The 21,587-nt window shown below is 61.4% G+C and carries 18 protein-coding genes, 4 tRNA genes and 3 rRNA genes; 10 read left to right on the top strand and 15 right to left on the bottom strand.

Annotated features, from left to right (window positions below):
- Window positions 1-32: 32 nt before the first annotated feature.
- Genes murI through VG99_RS00100 form a run of 6 tightly spaced genes read right to left on the bottom strand, consistent with a single transcriptional unit; the run spans window position 33 to window position 4,976 of the window.
- A complete protein-coding gene (gene murI, locus VG99_RS00125) occupies window positions 33-821 on the bottom strand; it encodes a glutamate racemase (protein WP_044497564.1) in 789 nt (262 codons plus the stop codon).
- Window positions 814-1,572 carry a HesA/MoeB/ThiF family protein gene (locus VG99_RS00120; protein ID WP_044501317.1) on the bottom strand — a complete coding sequence of 253 codons (759 nt, stop codon included), beginning with the start codon at window positions 1,570-1,572 and terminating at the stop codon, window positions 814-816. The genes murI and VG99_RS00120 overlap by 8 nt, the downstream gene beginning before the upstream one ends.
- Window positions 1,565-2,398, bottom strand: coding sequence for a peptide chain release factor N(5)-glutamine methyltransferase (prmC, locus tag VG99_RS00115; protein WP_044497562.1), 834 nt, complete (start codon window positions 2,396-2,398; stop codon window positions 1,565-1,567). Before prmC ends, VG99_RS00120 begins: the two co-directional genes overlap by 8 nt.
- Window positions 2,395-3,480 carry a peptide chain release factor 1 gene (gene prfA, locus VG99_RS00110; protein ID WP_044497561.1) on the bottom strand — a complete coding sequence of 362 codons (1,086 nt, stop codon included), beginning with the start codon at window positions 3,478-3,480 and terminating at the stop codon, window positions 2,395-2,397. The genes prmC and prfA overlap by 4 nt, the downstream gene beginning before the upstream one ends.
- On the bottom strand, window positions 3,477-4,757 hold the full coding sequence (hemA, locus tag VG99_RS00105; protein WP_044497559.1) for a glutamyl-tRNA reductase: 1,281 nt from the start codon (window positions 4,755-4,757) through the stop codon (window positions 3,477-3,479). Before hemA ends, prfA begins: the two co-directional genes overlap by 4 nt.
- 6 nt (window positions 4,758-4,763) lie before the next feature.
- Entirely contained in the window at window positions 4,764-4,976 is a 213-nt protein-coding gene (locus VG99_RS00100; RefSeq protein ID WP_044497557.1) for a hypothetical protein, read from the bottom strand.
- On the opposite strand from VG99_RS00100, the gene VG99_RS00095 reads away from it, so the two are divergent.
- From VG99_RS00095 to VG99_RS00050, 10 genes are all read left to right on the top strand, one after another.
- Window positions 4,975-6,702, top strand: coding sequence for a tetratricopeptide repeat protein (locus VG99_RS00095; RefSeq protein WP_044497556.1), 1,728 nt, complete (start codon window positions 4,975-4,977; stop codon window positions 6,700-6,702). The genes VG99_RS00100 and VG99_RS00095 overlap by 2 nt on opposite strands.
- On the top strand, window positions 6,702-7,322 hold the full coding sequence (lolB, locus tag VG99_RS00090) for a lipoprotein insertase outer membrane protein LolB (protein WP_044497554.1): 621 nt from the start codon (window positions 6,702-6,704) through the stop codon (window positions 7,320-7,322). Before VG99_RS00095 ends, lolB begins: the two co-directional genes overlap by 1 nt.
- Window positions 7,319-8,170, top strand: a complete 852-nt coding sequence (ispE, locus tag VG99_RS00085; RefSeq protein WP_044497552.1) for a 4-(cytidine 5'-diphospho)-2-C-methyl-D-erythritol kinase — start codon at window positions 7,319-7,321, stop codon at window positions 8,168-8,170. The genes lolB and ispE overlap by 4 nt, the downstream gene beginning before the upstream one ends.
- A gap of 33 nt (window positions 8,171-8,203) precedes the next feature.
- A tRNA-Gln gene (locus VG99_RS00080) sits at window positions 8,204-8,278 on the top strand.
- Window positions 8,279-8,400: 122 nt separating this feature from the next.
- The gene (locus VG99_RS00075) at window positions 8,401-9,342 is read left to right on the top strand and encodes a ribose-phosphate pyrophosphokinase (protein ID WP_044497550.1); all 942 of its coding nucleotides are present in this window, start codon (window positions 8,401-8,403) and stop codon (window positions 9,340-9,342) included.
- A gap of 101 nt (window positions 9,343-9,443) precedes the next feature.
- On the top strand, window positions 9,444-10,076 hold the full coding sequence (locus tag VG99_RS00070; RefSeq protein ID WP_044497548.1) for a 50S ribosomal protein L25/general stress protein Ctc: 633 nt from the start codon (window positions 9,444-9,446) through the stop codon (window positions 10,074-10,076).
- Window positions 10,077-10,164: 88 nt separating this feature from the next.
- Window positions 10,165-10,695 (top strand): aminoacyl-tRNA hydrolase, encoded by a 531-nt coding sequence (gene pth / locus VG99_RS00065; RefSeq protein ID WP_044501316.1) that lies wholly within the window; start codon window positions 10,165-10,167, stop codon window positions 10,693-10,695.
- 36 nt (window positions 10,696-10,731) lie between these two features.
- Window positions 10,732-11,832: a redox-regulated ATPase YchF gene (gene ychF / locus VG99_RS00060; protein ID WP_044497546.1), complete on the top strand. Its 1,101-nt coding sequence runs from the start codon at window positions 10,732-10,734 to the stop codon at window positions 11,830-11,832.
- 129 nt (window positions 11,833-11,961) lie between these two features.
- Window positions 11,962-13,521 carry a phospholipase D family protein gene (locus VG99_RS00055; RefSeq protein WP_044497544.1) on the top strand — a complete coding sequence of 520 codons (1,560 nt, stop codon included), beginning with the start codon at window positions 11,962-11,964 and terminating at the stop codon, window positions 13,519-13,521.
- A gap of 150 nt (window positions 13,522-13,671) precedes the next feature.
- Window positions 13,672-13,748, top strand: a tRNA-Met gene (locus tag VG99_RS00050).
- Window positions 13,749-13,882: 134 nt separating this feature from the next.
- Here VG99_RS00050 and VG99_RS00045 read toward each other — a convergent pair.
- The 9 genes from VG99_RS00045 to VG99_RS00005 all read right to left on the bottom strand — a co-directional run.
- Window positions 13,883-14,767, bottom strand: coding sequence for a DMT family transporter (locus tag VG99_RS00045; RefSeq protein ID WP_044497542.1), 885 nt, complete (start codon window positions 14,765-14,767; stop codon window positions 13,883-13,885).
- Between the two features lie 30 nt (window positions 14,768-14,797).
- Window positions 14,798-15,250, bottom strand: coding sequence for a ribosomal protein S18-alanine N-acetyltransferase (rimI, locus tag VG99_RS00040; protein WP_044497540.1), 453 nt, complete (start codon window positions 15,248-15,250; stop codon window positions 14,798-14,800).
- Window positions 15,247-16,020, bottom strand: coding sequence for a hypothetical protein (locus VG99_RS00035; RefSeq protein WP_052508636.1), 774 nt, complete (start codon window positions 16,018-16,020; stop codon window positions 15,247-15,249). Before VG99_RS00035 ends, rimI begins: the two co-directional genes overlap by 4 nt.
- Window positions 16,020-17,564 carry a 2-isopropylmalate synthase gene (locus VG99_RS00030; protein WP_044497536.1) on the bottom strand — a complete coding sequence of 515 codons (1,545 nt, stop codon included), beginning with the start codon at window positions 17,562-17,564 and terminating at the stop codon, window positions 16,020-16,022. The genes VG99_RS00035 and VG99_RS00030 overlap by 1 nt, the downstream gene beginning before the upstream one ends.
- A gap of 191 nt (window positions 17,565-17,755) precedes the next feature.
- Window positions 17,756-17,871, bottom strand: a 5S ribosomal RNA gene (gene rrf / locus VG99_RS00025).
- Window positions 17,872-18,018: 147 nt separating this feature from the next.
- Window positions 18,019-20,908 (bottom strand): 23S ribosomal RNA (locus VG99_RS00020).
- Window positions 20,909-21,181: 273 nt separating this feature from the next.
- Window positions 21,182-21,257: transfer RNA gene (locus tag VG99_RS00015), tRNA-Ala, on the bottom strand.
- A 24-nt stretch (window positions 21,258-21,281) separates the two neighbouring features.
- A tRNA-Ile gene (locus VG99_RS00010) sits at window positions 21,282-21,358 on the bottom strand.
- Between the two features lie 107 nt (window positions 21,359-21,465).
- Window positions 21,466-21,587: ribosomal RNA gene (locus tag VG99_RS00005) — 16S ribosomal RNA — on the bottom strand; the annotation flags it as partial.

The raw sequence follows: 21,587 nt of genomic DNA, 5'->3' as shown, positions 1-21,587 counted from the left end.
TGAGCGCGCAGTGATTTCAGAGACTCTTCACCTTACACCGACAACGACTCTGCCGTTGCGTTCCCTTCCCACAGCAGCGGTAATACCCGCTCCAGAGCGGTCGCGTCGCCACTGCTCCACAGTCGCGTCGGCTGGGCCGGGCCCTGGGCCAGCGCGTCGAGCTCCGCCAATCTGGCGCGCAATTGCCGCGCGACCGCCGCGCCGGTATCCACAAGATGGACATGGCTGGGTAACAGTTGCCGCAACGCCGGACGCAAAAACGGATAATGGGTACAGCCTAGTATCAAGGTGTCGCACCCGGCTTCGAGCAGGGGTTGAGTATAGCGGGCCAGCAGCGCGTTCACCTGCGGCCCGCTCAATTCACCCCGCTCGACACATTCCACCAACCCCGGGCAGGGCTGGGTAACCACCTTCACCGAGCCGGCGAAGCGATCCAGCAACGCGGCGAAACGGGCGCTGCGCAAGGTGCCGGTCGTCGCCAGCACCCCCACTACCCCACTGCGGGTGGCCAGCGTGGCTGGCTTGACCGCCGGCTCCATGCCGATGATCGGCACCGGGAAGTGCGCGCGCAGATCGGCCACGGCCGCCGCCGTCGCGGTATTGCACGCCAGCACCAGCGCCTTGGCGCCCTGAGCCAGCAGAAACTCGGCAATCGCCCGGCTGCGCTGGCAGATGAGTTCAGGCGGCTTTTCACCGTAGGGCACGAAGCCACTGTCGGCCACGTACAGCAGCGACTCGGTGGGCAGCAACTGGCGAATCTCGCGCAGTACCGAGAGCCCTCCCACGCCTGAATCAAATACCCCTACGGGCGCCTCATTCATCGCTGGCCCCACTGCCGCAACAGCCGCAACCCGGGTCGCGGGCGATGCGCAATTCGCGAAAGCCGGTACGCAGGGCATCGATCAGCAGCAGCCGACCGACCAATGGCTCGCCAAAACCGGCCAGCAGCTTGAGCGCTTCCAGCGCCTGCAGACTGCCCACGGTGCCGACCAGCGGGCCGATTACCCCGGCTTCGCTGCAGGTCGGGGCGACGTCATCCCCATCGCCGTACAGGCATTGGTAGCAGGGGCTGTCCCCACGGCGGAAATCGAACACGCTGATCTGCCCCTGCAAGCCAATGGCTGCGCCCGATACCAGCGGGCGGCGCAGGGCGACGCAGGCGCGGTTCAGCGCCTGGCGGGTGGTGAAGTTGTCCGTGCAATCGAGCACCAGGTCCACCTCGCCCACCGCGGCTAGCATCTGCTCGCCTACCAGGCGCTGCTGTAGCTGGCGCAGTTCGACGGTCGGGTTGAGGGCGGCCAGGCGGTCACTGGCGGAGACGGTCTTGGGCCGGTCCAGATCCGCCGTGCCGTGGATGATCTGGCGCTGGAGGTTGGTCAGGTCAACCTGGTCGTCATCGGCCAGCAGCAGCGTACCTACGCCGGCACCGGCCAGGTACAGTGCCGCCGGGCCGCCCAGGCCGCCCATACCGACAATGAGTACCCGACTGTCGAGCAGCCGCTGTTGACCATCGACATCGATCTGCGGCAGCAGGATCTGCCGGCTGTAGCGCAGCAGTTGCTGATCATCCACGCCATTGCCCTCCACTGACCCGTTGATGCCCACCGAGATCCTCCCAGGACTGCACGGCAGCGAAGCCGCGCTGTTCCAGCAAGCCACGCACCACCGCGGCCTGCTGCCAGCCATGCTCCAGCAGCAGCCAGCCGCCGGGCTGCAGATGGCCCGGTGCGGTCTTGACGAGATGGCGAATGTCATCCAGCCCGTCGGCGCCGCTGACCAGCGCACTAGCCGGCTCGAAGCGGACATCACCCTGGGTCAGGTGCGGATCGTCCGCGGCGATATAGGGCGGGTTGGAGACGATCAGGTCGTACCGCGCAGCGCCCAGCGCGGCAAACCAGTCGCTTTGCAGGAAGCGGACGTTAGCCAGCCCCAGGCGGGCACGATTCTGTTCGGCCAGCGCCACCGCACCGGGCATGCGGTCGCTGCCGGTGAGCTGCCAGTCGGGGCGCTCGCTGGCCAGGGCCAGGGCGATGGCACCAGTGCCGGTGCCCAGGTCGAGTACTGCAGCCGACCGGGATGGGCCCAGCTCCAGGGCCAGTTCGACCAGGCGTTCGGTGTCCGGTCGCGGAATCAGGGTGTCGGGGCTGACCTGCAGGTCCAGGGTCCAGAAGCCCTGCTCACCCAGCAAGTAGGCCACCGGCTCGCCACTGCGCCGACGCGCCAGCAGCGCGCTGAAGCGCGCCGCCTCGGCCTCCGCCACCGGCTGGTCCGGCCAGGTGAACAGGTAGCTGCGCGGCTTGCCCAGTACATGGGCCAGCAGCAGCTCGGCATCCAGCCGCGGGGTGTCCGAGCCAGGCAGTTCGGCCTGCGCCAGCAGGGTAGCGATAGGTTGGCTCATGCCTGGTCCAGGGCCGCCAGCTGGTCAGCCTGATACTCGCGGCGCAGGGGCTCGACGATGCCGTCCAGCTCGCCTTCAATCACCTGATCGAGGCTATACAGCGTCAGGTTGATGCGGTGATCGGTGACCCGGCCCTGGGGAAAGTTGTAGGTGCGGATGCGCTCGGAACGATCCCCCGAGCCCACCAGGGAGCGGCGGGTATCGGATATTTCCTTTTCATGGGCTTCCCGTTGCCGGTTGGCCAGCCGGGCCTGCAGCAGCGCCATGGCCCGGGCACGGTTCTTGTGCTGCGAGCGCTCCTCCTGGCATTCGACCACGATGCCGGTCGGCAGGTGGGTCAGGCGGATCGCCGAATCGGTCTTGTTGACGTGCTGACCGCCGGCCCCTGAGGAGCGATAGGTGTCCACCCGCAGATCCGCAGGATTGATCTCCACCGCGGCCTGCTCGTCCGGTTCGGGCATCACGGCCACGGTGCAGGCGGAGGTATGGATACGGCCCTGGGATTCGGTCTCGGGGACCCGCTGCACGCGGTGGGCGCCGGATTCGAACTTGAGCTTGGCATACACGCTCTGCCCTTCCACCCGGGCGATGACTTCGCGATAACCGCCGTGCTCGCCTGCGTTCTCCGACAGAATCTCGATGCGCCAGCCCTGCCGCTCGGCATAGCGCGAATACATGCGAAACAGGTTGCCGGCAAAGATCGCCGCTTCATCACCACCGGTGCCGGCGCGGATTTCCAGAAAGACGTTACGCTCGTCGTTGGGATCCTTGGGCAGCAACAGCAGGTTCAACTGGGCTTCCAGCTGTTCCAGGGTGGCGGTGGACGCCTCGGCGTCATCCTCAGCCATGGCGCGGATATCCGGGTCGGCATCCTTGAGCAGGCTGCGCGCCTCCGCCAGATCGGCATTGGTCTTGAGCCACTGGCCGTAGCACTTCACGGTCGGCTCCAGCTCCGCATACTCCCGGGAATAGGCGCGGAACCTGCTCTGGTCCTGGATGACTTCCGCATCGCTGAGCAGCGCCGACAGTTCCTCGAAGCGCTCGCGCAGCGTGTCCAGGCGGTTCAATAGTGAGGCTTTCATGGTTTGCCCTGTGCAGTATTCGTATCGTCATCGAGCGCGAACAGCTCCATGGCCAGCGACAGGGATTCGCTACGGCCTTCGGCGCTCATGCGCTTGAGCTGCACGCTGGGCTCGTGCAGCAGTTTGTTGGTCAGCGCCCGGGCCATCTCAGCCATGACTGTCGCCGGATCGCCACCGCGCTCCAATCGCGCCAGCGCCTTGCTCAGCTCCTGGTCGCGCTGCTGCTCGGCCCGCTGCCGGTAGCGCTTGAGCACATCCACGGCGGCGCGCGAGCGCAGCCGCTGCATGAACTCGTCGGTCCCCAGGTCAATCAGCCGCTCGGCGGCCGCGGCGGCATCCTGTCGGGACCGCAGGTTCTCCTGGATGACTTCCTGTAGATCGTCGACGCTGTACAGATAGACATCGGCCAGATCCCCGACCTCCGGCTCGATATCCCGGGGTACGGCGATATCGACCATGAACATCGGCTGGTGGCGGCGCTGCTTGAGCGCACGCTCTACTGCACCCTTGCCGAGGATCGGCAGCGGGCTGGCAGTAGAGGCGATGACGATCTCGCACTGCGCCAGCACCTCGGGAATCTGATTGAGCGTGATTGCCCGGCCGCCCAGCGGCGCGCTCACCGCCTCGGCCCGCTCCAGGGTGCGGTTGGCGATGATCAGCTTGCTGACACCCTGCTCGTTGAGGTGCCGGGCGACCAGTTCGATGGTTTCCCCGGCGCCGATCAACAGCGCCGTACTGCGGCTCAGATCGGCGAAGATCTGCCGCGCCAGGCTGACTGCGGCAAAGGCCACCGACACCGGGTTGGCGCCGATCGCGGTGTCGGTACGTACCTGCTTGGCGGTATTGAACGTGCTCTGGAACAAACGATCCAACGCCGGACCCAAGGTGCCGGCGGTACGCGCGTACTGCCAGGCGTCCTTCATCTGACCGAGAATCTGTGGCTCACCCAGCACCATCGAATCCAGCCCGGCCGCGACCCGCATCATGTGCTTTACCGCGCCGGCGTCCTTGTGGACGTAACTGCTCCCCGCGATCGAGCTCGGATCCAGGCCGTGGTAACGCGCTACCCAGTCGGCCAGTACCGCCGGGTTGGGCTGGTCCTGGGTGCAGTAGATTTCCGTGCGATTGCAGGTGGAAAGTATGGCCACTTCCTGGGACAGCGTTTCATCACGTAGCTGCTGCAAGGCGTCGGCCAGCTGATCCGGGGCGAACGCCACCCGCTCACGCACGTCGACCGTCGCCGTCTTGTGATTGATCCCGAATGCGAGAAAGCCCATGACACCTCAGTCTATGCCCGAAAACACGGGGTAAAAGCAGGTAATTGTCCTATTAATAGCGATGCCGATCAATTCCTTCGACAGAATGCCGGACAAAACCCCCTCGCCAGCCACCGCCACCACGCGCACCGAGCCGGTTTGCACTTGCGCGCTGTGGGTTTGCAACTCATCCTGTATCATCAGCCCCAGCCTCGCTGGCGTAGCAAAGAGAGTATCCATGACGGCACGATTCCACCACTCGCTCCTGGCGCTGACCATCAGTCTGCTCATCGCCGGTTGCGCCACCACTGCGCCCGCACCCGAGCAACCGACAGCCGTGCCGCCCCCCGCCACCGCGGCCGCGCCTGAGGAACCCGTGGTCTATGGCCAGTTCCCGGCCGACACCCTGTTCGCCCTGCTGACGGCCGAGATTGCCGGGCAGCGCAACCGTTTCGATGTGGCGCTGGGCAACTACCTGGAGCAGGCGGTGCGTACCCGCGACCCGGGCATCATCCAGCGGGCGATGGAAATTTCCGAATTCCTCGGGGCCCACGAGCAGGCCCGGGACATGGCCCTGCTGTGGACCGAGGTTCAGCCGGAGAATCCCGAAGCCCTGCGCGCCGCTGCGCTGCAACTGGCGCGTGCCGGCGAGCACGATGAAGCCATGCAGATGATGGAGCAGGTGCTGCTGTTGCAGGACGACACCCACTTCGACCTGCTGGCTCTCACCGCGCTGCAAGCTGACAGCGCCACCCGCACCAGCATGCTGGAGAACCTGCAGCGGCTGCTGCAACGGTATCCCGATAATCCCCAACTGAGCTTTGCCGCGGCGCTGCTGCTGCAGGAAGAACAGCGTAGCGAGGAAGCCCTGGCGCTGCTGGATGAACATACCCGGGAAAACCGCACTGCCGCCTCGATCATGCTGCAGAGCCGGCTGCACGCCGGCATGGGTAAAACCGCCGCCGCCATCGACGTACTGCAGCAAGGGGTCATTGAATTTCCGGATGATAGCCGCATGCGCCTGCTACTGGCCCGCCTGCTGGTCAACAACGAGGATCACCAGGCCGCTATCGTCCATTTCCGTGAGCTGGTGCGCCAGAACCCAGATGACGATGAGGTGCGCCTGGCCCTGGCGCTGGTCGAACTGGAAGGCGGGGCAACCGAGGCCGCCATCCAGGACCTGCAAGCCCTGCTCGAGAGCGACCCGGCAAACGAGGCCGTCGCCTACCATCTGGGTAGCGCCCATGAGCAGGCCGAGCAGTGGGACGATGCCGTCCGCGTCTGGCAGAGTATCGGCGCCGGCGAGCACTACCTGCCCTCCCGGCTGCGCATTACCCAGCTGCTGATCCAGCGCCAGCGCACCGATCAGTTGGCCACGCTCATGCAGAACGAACGGGCGCTACAACCGCAACTGGCGGCGGAGCTCTATCTGCTGGAGATAGAAGCCCTCAGCGAGCCCCAGCCGCAGCTCGCCATGCAGCGGGCCAGCCAGGCCATCAAACAGCTACCCGACGACAGCCGCCTGCGCTATACCCGCGCCATCCTCGCCGAGCGTCTCGGCAATCCGGCGGGCCTGGAAACCGACTTACGACACATCATCCAGCGCGAACCGGACAATGCCATGGCGCTCAACGCCCTGGGCTACACGCTGGCCGACCGCAACGAGCGCCTGGATGAAGCCTTGGAGCTGATCCAGCGGGCCCACGAACTGAAACCGGACGATCCGGCCATTCTCGACAGTCTCGGCTGGGTCCACTACCGCCTCGGCAATCTTGATCGTGCCGAGCAGCTGTTGCGCGACGCCTTCGCCAGTTTCCCCGACCAGGAGGTCGGTGCCCACCTGGGCGAAGTGCTCTGGCACCAGGGCAAGCGGCGCGAGGCCCGCGCCGTCTGGGATGAGGCCGCCGAGCTGGCCGAGGACAGCACCCTGATTGATGCCACCCGCAAACGATTGAAGGCTGATTGATGACTGCTTCACTACGACTGCTGTGCCTGCTGGCACTGTCCTTGACGCTGGCCGCCTGTAGCAACCTGCACCAGCGTGAAACGCTCGAATTTGGTGGCGACCCGGCCGCCTGGAAAGCCCACCGCAGCGCTGTCGCCCCGCTCACCCACTGGACCCTGCAGGGCAAGCTCGGGGTGAAGGCGCCCCAGGAGTCGGGCAGCGGCACCCTGTTCTGGCTGCAGCAACACGACCAGTACGATATCCGCCTGTCCGGCCCCCTGGGCCGAGGGGCCACGCGCATCCAGGGCAGCGACCGCGGCGTTACCCTGGAGATCGCTGGCCACCCCCCGGCCAGCGCGGCCTCGGCGGAAAGCCTGCTGGAGCAGCAGATCGGCTGGCGCCTGCCGGTTGAACATCTACTGTGGTGGGTGAAAGGATTGCCCGCGCCGGACAGCCCCAGCCGCCTGCAGCTCAACCCTGACAGCCAACTCGCGCGCCTGGCACAAGCCGGCTGGACGGTCGAATACAGCCGTTATCAGCAGGTCGGCGGCCTGACCCTGCCCCAACGCCTGCAGCTGTCGGGCCACAACGTACTGCTGACTTTGGTCATCACCCGCTGGGAACCGCGACTCGCCGAATGATAACGCCGACCCTGAGCCTGCCCGCCCCGGCCAAGCTGAACCTGTTCCTGCACATCACCGGGCGCCGGGCGGATGGCTACCACCTGCTGCAGACCCTGTTCCAGTTTCTCGACCATGGCGACACCCTGCACTTTTCGCCGCGGGACGATGGCCAGATCCATCTGCTGAGTGACCTGCCCGGTGTGGCACCCGAGGACAATCTGATTGTGCGTGCGGCCCGCAGTCTGCAACAGGCCAGCGGCACCCGCCTGGGCGCGGACATACGCCTGGATAAACGCCTGCCCATGGGCGGCGGCATCGGCGGCGGCAGTTCGGATGCGGCCACCACCCTGGTGGGCCTGAACCATCTCTGGCAGACCGGCCTGAGCCTGGAACAGTTGGCCGAACTGGGAATACGGCTCGGTGCCGATGTGCCGGTATTCGTGCATGGCCGCGCCGCCTGGGCGGAAGGCGTGGGCGAACAACTGACCCCGGTGGAACTGGATGAACCCTGGTATCTGGTGGTAGTTCCGCCTTGCCAGGTGAGCACCGCTGAAATATTTTCCGATGAGAGGTTGACTCGGGACACCCCGCCGATTACATTAGCGGCCTTTCGAGAGCACGGTGGTCGGAACGACTGCTTGCCGGTAGTAATGACGCGTTACACTGAAATTCGTAACACGTTGATCTTGCTAAACAATTTTTGTGAGGCTAAGATGACCGGGACTGGCAGTTGCTTGTTTGGGGCCTTCCCAAACGAACGCGAAGCTGATAAAGTTCGCGCCCGGTTGCCAGCCACTCTGCAAGCCTTTGTTGCGAAGGGGTGTAACGTTTCACCGTTACATGCTTTACTCGACAAAGCGACGTAAGAAGGATGCAACCTAAAGCATCCGGACAGTTACAGGGGCGTAGCCAAGCGGTAAGGCAGCAGGTTTTGATCCTGCCATGCGTTGGTTCGAATCCAGCCGCCCCTGCCATTTTCTCCGGCAGCAATAATTCATGACATCTTGAGTCCGGCTTGACCGGCCAGGCGTGTTTCTGCTCGCCCGGCTCTCTCACTGACTCATCGCACAGACCACTACCCAGAAGGTATTGCAGCGTGTCCAAGATGATGGTTTTTACCGGGAATGCGAACCCCGATCTTGCACGACGCGTCGTGCGTCAATTGCATATCCCCCTTGGTGACGCGTTGGTTAGTCGTTTCAGCGACGGCGAAGTCAGCGTTGAATTGAATGAAAATGTGCGCGGCAAGGACGTCTTCGTCATCCAGCCCACCTGCGCACCCACCAATGACAATCTGATGGAATTGGTTGTCATGACCGATGCCCTGCGCCGCTCCTCGGCCTCCCGCATCACTGCCGTGATCCCCTACTTCGGTTATGCCCGCCAGGATCGCCGTCCCCGTTCAGCCCGTGTGCCGATCAGCGCCAAGGTCGTTGCCGACATGCTGGACGTGGTGGGTGTCGACCGGGTACTGACCGTTGACCTGCACGCCGACCAGATCCAGGGTTTCTTCGATATCCCGGTCGACAACATCTACGGCTCGCCGGTCCTCATCGATGACATCCAGGATCAGCGCCTGGACAACCTGCTGATCGTTTCCCCGGATATCGGTGGTGTGGTGCGCGCGCGCGCCGTTGCCAAATCCCTGGGTGTGGACCTGGCGATCATCGACAAGCGTCGGCCCAAGGCCAACCAGTCGGAAGTGATGCACATCATCGGTGACGTGGAAAACCGCAACTGCATCCTGGTGGATGACATGGTCGACACCGCCGGCACCCTGTGTGCAGCGGCGCGGGCCCTGAAGGAATACGGCGCCACGCGGGTATCGGCCTACTGTACCCACCCGATCCTGTCGGGCAAGGCGATCGAGAACATCAACGGCTCGGTCCTCGACGAACTGGTGGTGACCAACACCATTCCCCTGACCCCCGCCGCCGATCACTGCGAGCGCATCCGTCAGCTGGACATGGCCCCCATCATCGCCGAAGCGATGCGCCGTATCAGCAATGAAGAATCCATCAGCGCGATGTTCCGTTAAGGACGCGCACTGATTCAAACAGCCCGGCAATGATGCCGGGTTTTATCAATCGTCCGACGCGCTGGTCGCAAGTGCCCGGACGCTCAGCAAGGAGACTACACATGGTCGACTTCACTTTGAATGCGAATGCGCGTGATGACCTGGGGAAAGGTGCGAGCCGCCGCCTGCGTCGTAACGCTGATCTGGTCCCGGCTATCGTTTACGGTGGCAACAAGGAGCCGCAGAGCATTTCCATCGCCGCTCGCGAACTGAACAAGGCGCTGGAAAACGAAGCTTTCTACTCCTCCATCATCGGCCTGTCCGTTGATGGCAAGAAGGAAGAAGTGCTGCTCAAGGCACTGCAGCGTCACCCGGCCAAGCCGCGCGTCATGCATGCTGACTTCCAGCGCATCGTTGCCGGTCAGAAGGTTTCCGTCCACGTACCCCTGCACTTCATCAACGAAGAAACTTGCGTTGGCGTGAAGCAGGAAGGCGGCATGGTCTTCCGTAACCTGCCGGAAATCGAAGTAACTTGCCTGCCGAAGGACCTGCCCGACTTCATCGAAGTCGACCTGCAGGAACTGAAAGTTGGCCAGGTTCTGCACCTGGCAGACCTGAAACTGCCGGAAGGCGTGACCATCCCGAGCCTGGCGCTGGGTGATGACCACAACCTGCCGGTCGTCAACATCATGGCCCAGCGTACTGCTGCCGCTGCTGATGACGAAGCTGGTGAAGGTGAGGAATCAGCGGAGTAATCTCCTGCTGAAACCCTAGAGGGCGCCCGTTGTGACGCACGGAATCAAGTTGATCGTCGGTCTCGGCAATCCCGGACCGGAATATGACATGACCCGGCATAACGCGGGCGCCCTTTTTGTTGAGCGCCTCGCAGCCGCACATAACCAGGCATTACGCCCGGAAAAACAGTTTTTCGGCCTTACCGGCCGCCTGACCATCAACGGTCAGGATGTTCGCCTACTCATCCCCACCACCTTCATGAACCGCAGTGGCCAGGCTGTCGCCGCCATCGCCGGGTTCTATCGCATCATCCCCGAGGAAATCCTGGTCGCTCATGATGAGCTGGACCTGCCTCCCGGCGTGGTGAAATGCAAGAAAGGCGGGGGTCATGGCGGACACAACGGACTGCGCGACATCATCGCCAGTCTCGGGAATCAGAATGCTTTCCACCGCCTGCGCCTGGGCATCGGTCATCCCGGCCACAGCTCGCAGGTAACCGGTTTTGTCCTGGGCCGGGCGCCCAAGGCCGAACAGCAGGCACTGGATGCCTGTATCGACGAGGCCTTGACCGAACTGCCTGGCATGGTCGCCGGCGACTGGACCCGCGTCATGCAGCGCCTGCACAGTTTCAAAGCCTGACTTCATTTCGCCGCCACCACGGCAGAGGACACCAGTATGGGATTCAATTGCGGTATCGTCGGACTGCCCAACGTCGGCAAATCCACCCTGTTCAACGCCCTGACCAAGGCCGGCATCGGTGCCGAGAACTTCCCGTTCTGCACCATCGAGCCCAACAGCGGCGTGGTCCCCATGCCTGACCCGCGCCTGGACGCCCTGGCGGCCATCGTCAAACCTGAGCGGGTGCTGCCGACCACCATGGAGTTCGTGGATATTGCCGGCCTGGTCGAGGGTGCGTCCAAGGGTGAAGGCCTGGGCAACAAGTTCCTGGCCAACATCCGCGAGACCGACGCCATCGCCCACGTGGTGCGCTGTTTCGATGACGACAACGTCATCCACGTCTCCAACAGCGTCGACCCCAAGCGCGATATCGAGATCATCGATCTGGAATTGATCTTCGCGGACCTCGACAGCTGTGAGAAGCAGCTGCAGCGCGTCGCCCGCAACGCCAAGGGCGGCGACAAGGAAGCCGTAGCCCAGAAGGCATTGCTGGAGAAGCTCATCCCGCATTTCAGCGAAGGCAAACCGGCCCGCACGTTGATGAAGGACCTGGCCGATGACGAGAAGAAGCTGATCAAGGGCTTCCATCTGCTGACCAGCAAGCCGGTCATGTACATCGCCAACGTCGCCGAGGACGGCTTCGACAACAACCCCTATCTGGATATCGTGCGCGGCATTGCCGACGCCGAAGGCGCGATCGTGGTGCCGGTGTGCAACAAGATCGAAGCGGAAATCGCCGAACTCGACGATGGCGAAGAGAAGGACATGTTCCTCGAAGCCATCGGCATGGACGAGCCAGGCCTGAACCGGGTGATCCGCGCCGGTTACGAGTTGCTCAACCTGCAGACGTACTTTACCGCCGGGGTCAAGGAAGTCCGCGCCTGGACCGTCAAGGTCGGCGCCACCGCGCCCCAGGCCGCCGCCGTCATCCACACCGACTTCGAGAAGGGCTTTATCCGCGCCGAAGTGGTGGCTTACGACGACTTCATCCAGTACAACGGCGAAGCTGGCGCCAAGGAAGCCGGTAAATGGCGTCTGGAAGGCAAGGAATACATCGTCAAGGACGGCGATGTGATGCACTTCAGATTCAACGTCTGACGCGGACTGCTTGACCAGATAACCCCTTGCGATGACCGTCCCAAGGGGTTTCTTTTTTGCGCCGCCGTTTGCCGGATATACTGCCCTGTCCTGCCCCCTCGGTGGCGGCCACGCGAGACGATCACCGCCATGCTGCACTTCGCTTTCTCCCAACCGCACAGATGGTTGCCCGCCCTGCTGCTCAGTATCGGCCTGCTTTCCGGCTGCAGTCTGCCGGCGCAGAACTTGACCGAATCCGTCGCCCTGGATCCCGACAGCGCCCGCACTACACGCCTCGGCCAGGCCCTGGCCGCCGAAGTGGCCGCACATCCCGACCAGAGCGGCATCCACGCCCTCTCCGACCCGCACGGCGCCTTCGCTGCGCGGGTGCTACTGGCCAGGACTGCAGAGCGCACCCTGGACGTGCAGTACTACATCTGGCATGGCGACATGACCGGCACCCTGTTGCTGGAGGAGCTGCACGCCGCTGCGGACCGGGGCGTACGGGTCCGGCTGCTGCTGGATGACAACGGCACCGCGGGCCTGGATACGGAGCTGGCCGCACTGGCCCTGCACCCGCAGATCGAGGTGCGCCTGTTCAACCCGTTCATCGTCCGCAACCCCAAGTGGCTGGGGTATATCACCGACTTCCCCCGGGCCAACCGGCGCATGCACAACAAGTCGTTCACCGCCGATAATCAGGCAACCATCATCGGTGGTCGCAATATCGGCGATGAATACTTCGGTGCTACCGACGGCATCCTGTTCGCCGACCTGGATGTGCTGGCGGTCGGCCCGATCGTCGGGGACGTCTCGATGGATTTCGACCGCTACTGGGCCAGCGGCTCCGTCTATCCGGTGGAACACATCCTGCCCCCGGTGTCGGCCCGGCATCTGGAACAGTTGAGCCAGAAAGCCGCCTTGGTCGAGATGGATAGCCAGGCCGCCGCCTACGTCGCGGCAGTGGCTCGCTCCGACTTCAGCCGCCAACTGCTGGCAGGCGACCTGCCGCTGGAATGGGCCACGACCCGCATGGTCACCGACGATCCGGCCAAGGGGCTGGGTGGGGCGAAGCCAGAGGGCTTGCTGACGCACCAGCTAGGCCAGATCCTGGAGCGGCCGCGCAGCGCCGTAGTACTTGTCTCGCCCTATTTTGTACCGACCGCTGCGGGCGTCGAGGCCTTTACTGCGCTAGTTAACCAAGGCATCGATGTTCGCATTTTGACCAACTCGCTGGACGCCACCGATGTGGCAGCGGTACACGCCGGCTATGCCAAACGACGCCGCGACTTGCTCGCAGGCGGCGTGCAGCTGTTCGAGATGCGTCGTCTCTCCCCCCATCGGGAACGCAACGAGAGCGCCGGGCCCTTCGGCAGTTCCGGCTCCAGCCTGCACGCCAAGACCTTTGCGGTGGACGGCGAGCGGGTCTTCGTCGGCTCGTTCAACTTCGACCCCCGCTCCATGCACCTGAACACCGAGCTCGGCTTCGTCATTGACAGCCCGGCGCTGGCCCAGGCTGTTCACCAGGCCTTCGATACCAGCATTCCGGCCAACGCCTATGATGTTCAGCTGGACGCCAAGGACCGCCTGGTCTGGATCGAGCGTTTCGACGAAGGCGAAGTACGCCATGACCAGGAGCCCAACACCGGCTTGTTGAAACGCGGCGGGATATGGCTGTTATCGCTGCTGCCGATCGAATGGTTGCTGTAAGATAGCCGACCGCCTGCCGGGCTACGCCGGCTGCGCCCCCCGCTGCCCTTATCGCCACACCCATCAGGCTAAGCGGTTGAAAATTTTACCAATTAGCCACGCCACCCCTTGACAACAATCCCGCTTCTCGGAATAATGCGCGCCTCGGATGGCTACATAGCTCAGTTGGTTAGAGCACAGCATTCATAATGCTGGGGTCCCTGGTTCAAGTCCAGGTGTAGCCACCAACCTTTTTCAAAGGCTTAGCTTCGGCTAGGCCTTTTTTGTTTCTGCTTTTCCAGTTGCTGCACAGATAAATCACTCCCCAGGCGCAGCGGATAGCCGCCTCTCGCGGCGCGCTCCTTCACTTCGGACTCATGACCTAACGCCAGCGGGTAGCCACCAGCAGTCCGAGGAAGGTCAGCGCACCACCAGCCAGGTGGTACCAATAGAGCTGCTCACCCAACAGCGCGACCCCCAGCAAGGCGGTGAAGGCAGGCACCAGGTAGCTGAACAGGGAAGCGGTCGACGGGCCCAATACCTTGACGCCATGGTTCCACGCCACATAGGCCACCAGGGAAGCAAACACGGCGGTGTAACCCACCGCCCCGGCCGCCGGCCAGGTCACCGGCATCGGGCCCAGCTGGGCCAGTTCCCAGAGAAAGAACGGGGCCAGCAGCGGCACACCGCAGAGCAGCATGGCAGCCATCAGCACCAGTCCCGGCGCGGGCATCACCCACCGCTGCAGCAACACGGTATATAACCCCCAGGACAGGACGGCTGCCAGCATGATCAGGTCACCGTCATTGAAGTGCAGGGCTAACAGCCGCGCCGGCTGCCCTCCGGTGAGGATCAGCAGCAGTCCGCAGAGCCCCAGCAGGGTTCCGCCTACCGTCGCTCGGGCGGGCACCTGACGCAGCAACAGCATCGACCAGAAGAACGCTGACACCGGCAACCCGGTGCCTACCAGGGTAAGGTTGATGGCACTGGTGCTTTGCGCAGCCTGGTACAGCAGCGTGTTGTAGGACGAAATACTGAGGGCCGCCAACACCGCAATCCGCAGCCCGTTATCCAGCAATAGCCTGCGGTACTGCCATAGCCCCCGTAGGGTGAACGGTAACAACAGCACCAGAGCCACGCTCCAACGCCAGAACGACAGGCCGATGGGAGGCAGCATGCCGGCGCTGGCACGGGCAATAAGGGCGTTGCCAGCCCAGCTCAGGGCCGTGATCATCAGACCGATAACGGCCCAGTGGCGCGCAGACATAAACAGCTCGGAACGGGACTGAGCACGAGCTCAGTCGATTAGCGAATAGGCCATGACCAACGCATCTTCACGACCGCCAACAGCGGGGTAATAGTCGCGTCGCCGGCCGATTTCATTAAAGCCGAAGTTTTCATAGAGCCGGATAGCCGGATGGTTGGACTCCCGGACTTCAAGAAAGGCGACTTCCGCCTCCCGCGCCTTGGCCCGCTCCATCAGATGGGCCAGGAGTTTGCCGCCCAGTCCGTTGGACTGATTCTCTGGCTTCACGGTCAGGTTCAGCAGATGGGATTCCCCCGCCGCTGCCGACAGTACACCGTGCCCGACTTGCTGATTGCCCAGGTACATCAACCAGCACTCATGGCCCGAGGTGACACAGTCAAGAAAGATCCCCCGCGTCCAGGGATGGCTGAAGGCGGCGAATTCGATGGCAAGTACTGCTTCCACATCCGATTCGGTCATCGGACGAAATACCGGTTCTGTCATTGTTGCACCTGCCAGCGGGACATCACGCGCTTGAGCTGCTGCCATAGCCGAGCCTTGCCGGCGGAATCCTTCATCAAAGCATCCAGATCCGGGGCGAACCAGGCTGGCGGCAACTGCTCCAGAGCCTCTTCACGGTCATAGGGGAGGTTCTCGGCATCCAGCTCCGGCCCTATGAGCAGGCCGGGATGAGTACCAAAGCAGCCGATGGATACCACCGGCTCGTTTTCCAGACGGCCCTGCATGAAGGCCTGCAGCGCCAGGCTCGCTGCCCGGGCACTGCGATCCAGCTGCAGATTCCTACTCAACGGCCAGCGAAAGTCGGCATACAGATGGGGCGCTTGCGGCAGTTGCACGGCACGCAATATATCCTTGAGCAATCGCAACCCGGGCGACGCGCTTTCCAGGCCCGGCTCGGGCACCTCGACCAGCAAGGCACATGGACCGGCCATCCACAGCTGCAGATAGAAAGGATCCAGCGGTACCGGCTTGGCTTCGGGCTCGACCGGTGCCGCGGCAACCGGAGTAGGAGCTACCGGTGCCGGCCGGGTAGGACGCACCACCACCCGCGCCCTGGCGGGCCCCGCTGCGCTCGTGGGTGCGATATCGATCACCGCGGCACTCTTGCCGGCAGTCGCCAGCGGCTCGCCCTCTTCCGGGGGCTCCGGAAGTACCGGAGGAACACGATAAGCGGCATGGGGCAACACCTGGCGCGGCACCCAGCCGACCACGCCCATGGCGGCAAGATAATCGAGGCGTGTTGACTCCAGCATCAGATACCTTCTACCTGCGGGTGCGCCTTGGGGCTGTCCGAGTGCATCAGGTTGAGAGCGTTGATGTAGGCCTTGGCAGACGCGATAACGATGTCGGTGTCGGCACCATTGCCGTTCACAATGCGCCCGCCTTTCTCCAAGCGAACGGTCACTTCGCCCTGGGAGTCCGTCCCTTCGGTAATCGCGTTGACCGAGTACAGTTGCAGGGTGGCACCGGAGTCAGCGATCTGCTCCAGCGCCCGGAAAGCTGCATCCACCGGGCCAGAGCCTGAGGCAGATGCCTGACGCTCTGCGCCATCCAGCTCTACCGTCAATGTCGCGACGGGCGTATCGCCAGTGCGGGAGGTAACTTCCAGGAACACCAACCGCATCCGCTCCGCCACATCGGTGACGGTATCGGATACCAGCGCCTGCAGATCCTCATCAAAGATCTCGTGCTTCTTGTCCGCCAGCTCCTTGAAGCGCGCGAAAGCTGCGTTCAATTCTGCCTGATCAGTCAGCTCGATACCCAACTCCTGCAGGCGAGTCCGGAAGGCGTTGCGGCCAGACAGCTTACCCAGGGACAGCTTGTTGGCATGCCAGCCGACTGACTGGGCACTCATGATTTCATAGGTCTCGCGGTGCTTGAGGACACCGTCCTGGTGTATGCCCGACTCATGGGCAAAGGCGTTGGCGCCGACAATCGCCTTGTTCGGCTGCACGGGAAATCCCGTGACGCTGGAGACCAGCCGGGAGGTGCTGAGAATATGTTCGGTCACGATACCCGTGTGCACCCCCAGCACATCCTGGCGGGTCTTGATCGCCATGACGATTTCTTCCAAGGAGGCATTACCGGCCCGCTCGCCCAGACCGTTGATGGTGCACTCCACCTGCCGGGCGCCGGCCGTCACTGCCGCCAGGGAGTTGGCCACAGCCAGTCCAAGGTCGTTGTGGCAGTGAACGGAGAAGACCGCCTGGTCGGCATTGGGGACGCGTTCGATGATCTGGCGAATGGTCTCGGCAAACTGATGGGGGATTGCATACCCCACCGTATCGGGGATATTGATGGTACGGGCGCCTGCCTTGATCGCCTGCTCGATGATACGACAGAGGAAGTCGATTTCCGAACGGCCGCCGTCTTCACAAGAGAACTCCACATCGGCGCAGAGATTGCGCGCACGCTTGATCGCCCGCACCGCCTGCTCAATCACCTGATCCGGCTGCAGGCGCAGCTTGTGTTCCATGTGGATCGGGCTGGTGGCGATGAAGGTATGAATGCGACCGGAATTGGCGTTCGCCAGCGCCTCGGCAGCGCGATCGATATCGGCATCGACGGCGCGAGCCAAACTGCAGACGGTGCTGTCCTGGATGCTGTTGGCAATACTCTTCACCGCCTCGAAGTCACCGGGACTGGCAATGGCAAAACCGGCTTCGATAACATCCACCCGCAGCTTTTCCAGCGCCTTGGCGATCCGCAGCTTCTCTTCCCGGGTCATTGACGCACCGGGGCTCTGCTCACCATCACGCAAGGTGGTGTCGAAAATGATGACGCGATCCTGACCCATCTGCCTGTCTCCTCGGTGCCCAAGTTGTAAACAGGCAAATTATACCGCATGCGCGGTGGGCAGATAGGTACGAGTGGTCGTTTGTGGGCAGACCGGAGTGCCGGGGACAGGAGCAATCCCGCAGCCCGAGGTTTTCCCGCGCCAAAAGAAACGCCCCGACCTGTTTCCAGATCGGGGCGTTTCGGTATAGCGCTTGACGATGACCTACTCTCACATGGGGAAACCCCACACTACCATCGGCGATGCATCGTTTCACTGCTGAGTTCGGAATGGGATCAGGTGGTTCCAATGCTCTATGGTCGTCAAGCAATTCGTTGCTATGCGGCTGTTAATCCACACGGCGTAAAGGGTGGGAAAAGTGATAGTGTTGGGACAAGGGGTAACGGTAATCTCGTGCAGTTCCAGACTGTCGTTCAATGCGTCAAGCCATAGGCCCAAATTGTTTGGGTGTTATATGGTCAAGCCACACGGGCAATTAGTACTGGTTAGCTCAACGCCTCACAGCGCTTACACACCCAGCCTATCAACGTCGTAGTCTTCGACGGCCCTTCAGGGGGATCAAGTCCCCGGTGAGATCTCATCTTGAGGCAAGTTTCCCGCTTAGATGCTTTCAGCGGTTATCTTTTCCGAACGTAGCTACCCGGCAATGCCACTGGCGTGACAACCGGAACACCAGAGGTTCGTCCACTCCGGTCCTCTCGTACTAGGAGCAGCCCCTCTCAAATCTCAAACGTCCACGGCAGATAGGGACCGAACTGTCTCACGACGTTCTAAACCCAGCTCGCGTACCACTTTAAATGGCGAACAGCCATACCCTTGGGACCGGCTTCAGCCCCAGGATGTGATGAGCCGACATCGAGGTGCCAAACACCGCCGTCGATATGAACTCTTGGGCGGTATCAGCCTGTTATCCCCGGAGTACCTTTTATCCGTTGAGCGATGGCCCTTCCATACAGAACCACCGGATCACTAAGACCTACTTTCGTACCTGCTCGACGTGTTGGTCTCGCAGTCAAGCGCGCTTTTGCCTTTATACTCTACGCACGATTTCCGACCGTGCTGAGCGCACCTTCGTACTCCTCCGTTACTCTTTAGGAGGAGACCGCCCCAGTCAAACTACCCACCATACACTGTCCTCGATCCGGATAACGGACCAGAGTTAGAACCTCAAAGTTGCCAGGGTGGTATTTCAAGGTTGGCTCCACGCGAACTGGCGTCCACGCTTCACAGCCTCCCACCTATCCTACACAAGCAAATTCAAAGTCCAGTGCAAAGCTATAGTAAAGGTTCACGGGGTCTTTCCGTCTAGCCGCGGATACACTGCATCTTCACAGCGATTTCAATTTCACTGAGTCTCGGGTGGAGACAGCGCCGCCATCATTACGCCATTCGTGCAGGTCGGAACTTACCCGACAAGGAATTTCGCTACCTTAGGACCGTTATAGTTACGGCCGCCGTTTACCGGGGCTTCGATCAAGAGCTTCGCCGAAGCTAACCCCATCAATTAACCTTCCGGCACCGGGCAGGCGTCACACCCTATACGTCCACTTTCGTGTTTGCAGAGTGCTATGTTTTTAATAAACAGTTGCAGCGGCCTGGTATCTTCGACCGGCATGAGCTTACGGAGCAAGTCCTTCACCCTCACCGGCGCACCTTCTCCCGAAGTTACGGTGCCATTTTGCCTAGTTCCTTCACCCGAGTTCTCTCAAGCGCCTTGGTATTCTCTACCTGACCACCTGTGTCGGTTTGGGGTACGATTTCTAGTTACCTGAAGCTTAGAGGCTTTTCCTGGAAGCATGGCATCAACCACTTCATGTTCTAAAAGAACACTCGTCATCAGTTCTCGGCCTTGATTTCCCGGATTTACCTAAGAAATCAGCCTACCACCTTAAACACGGACAACCAACGCCGTGCTGGCCTAGCCTTCTCCGTCCCCCCATCGCAGTAACCAGAAGTACGGGAATATTAACCCGTTTCCCATCGACTACACCTTTCGGTCTCGCCTTAGGGGTCGACTCACCCTGCGTCGATTAACGTTGCGCAGGAACCCTTGGTCTTCCGGCGTGGGAGTTTTTCACTCCCATTGTCGTTACTCATGTCAGCATTCGCACTTCTGATACCTCCAGCCAACTTCTCAATTGACCTTCACAGGCTTACAGAACGCTCCTCTACCGCACATCTTACGATGCACCCGTAGCTTCGGTGTATGGTTTGAGCCCCGTTACATCTTCCGCGCAGGCCGACTCGACTAGTGAGCTATTACGCTTTCTTTAAAGGATGGCTGCTTCTAAGCCAACCTCCTAGCTGTCTAAGCCTTCCCACATCGTTTCCCACTTAACCATAACTTTGGGACCTTAGCTGACGGTCTGGGTTGTTTCCCTTTTCACGACGGACGTTAGCACCCGCCGTGTGTCTCCCGTGCTCGCACTCACTGGTATTCGGAGTTTGCATGGGGTTGGTAAGTCGGGATGACCCCCTAGCCCAAACAGTGCTCTACCCCCAGTGGTGATACACGAGGCGCTACCTAAATAGCTTTCGAGGAGAACCAGCTATCTCCGAGCTTGATTAGCCTTTCACTCCTATCCACAAGTCATCCGCTAACTTTTCAACGGTAGTCGGTTCGGTCCTCCAGTGCCTGTTACGGCACCTTCAACCTGCCCATGGATAGATCGCCCGGTTTCGGGTCTATACCCAGCGACTAAACGCCCTATTAAGACTCGGTTTCCCTACGCCTCCCCTAGACGGTTAAGCTCGCCACTGAATATAAGTCGCTGACCCATTATACAAAAGGTACGCAGTCACCGAACAAGTCGGCTCCCACTGCTTGTACGCATACGGTTTCAGGATCTATTTCACTCCCCTCACAGGGGTTCTTTTCGCCTTTCCCTCACGGTACTGGTTCACTATCGGTCAGTCAGGAGTATTTAGCCTTGGAGGATGGTCCCCCCATGTTCAGTCAACGTTTCACGTGCGCCGACCTACTCGATTTCACGGCAAAGAGTCTTTCGTGTACGGGGCTATCACCCACTATGGCCGCCATTTCCACAGCGTTCCACTAAACTCAATGCCGCTTAAGGGCTGCTCCCCGTTCGCTCGCCACTACTTGGGGAATCTCGGTTGATTTCTTTTCCTCCGGGTACTTAGATGTTTCAGTTCCCCGGGTTCGCCTCACACACCTATGTATTCAGTGTGTGATACCCAGCTTATGCTGGGTGGGTTTCCCCATTCAGAGATCTCCGGATCAAAGGTCGTTTGCCACCTCCCCGAAGCTTTTCGCAGGCTACCACGTCTTTCATCGCCTCTGACTGCCAAGGCATCCACCGTATGCGCTTATTCACTTGACCATATAACCCCAAACAATCTGCTTGCGCTGATTGCTGGCAGCCATAGGTCTTGACATGATTTCACGACAATCCGGAACTTGCACTTGAGATTACAAGTTACCTTAGCCATAACGTGTGCAGTGAAACACCCGTTATGTCTTGTCTTACTTCTATCACTTTTCCACATTGTTAAAGAGCGACTGATCAAAGATCAGACATCAATCATCCCGCCTGGCGGAATCATTCATGTATGAACTCTTATCGAGTACTGGCGATGGTGCCCCTGGGCCGTCCTGGTGGAGCCAAGCGGGATCGAACCGCTGACCTCCTGCGTGCAAGGCAGGCGCTCTCCCAGCTGAGCTATGGCCCCGTTCAGACCTGACACCTCGACAATTGGTGGGTCTGGGCAGATTCGAACTGCCGACCTCACCCTTATCAGGGGTGCGCTCTAACCAACTGAGCTACAGACCCAATTATCTCGGCCTGCTACCTGTTGCTTAGTGCTACAGACCTAATCGCCTTTCTTTCGGAATCAAGTAATTCGTGTGAGTGCTTGAAGAATGTCGAGATCTGTCGATTAAGGAGGTGATCCAGCCGCAGGTTCCCCTACGGCTACCTTGTTACGACTTCACCCCAGTCATGAATCACACCGTGGTAACCGTCCTCCCGAAGGTTAGACTAGCTACTTCTGGTGCAACCC

The sequence above is a fragment of the Pseudomonas saudimassiliensis genome (genome assembly GCF_000939975.1).
Classification (GTDB): domain Bacteria; phylum Pseudomonadota; class Gammaproteobacteria; order Pseudomonadales; family Pseudomonadaceae; genus Halopseudomonas; species Halopseudomonas saudimassiliensis.
Note: the sequence above shows the minus strand (reverse complement) of the source record. Positions and strands in the feature narration are given on the sequence as shown.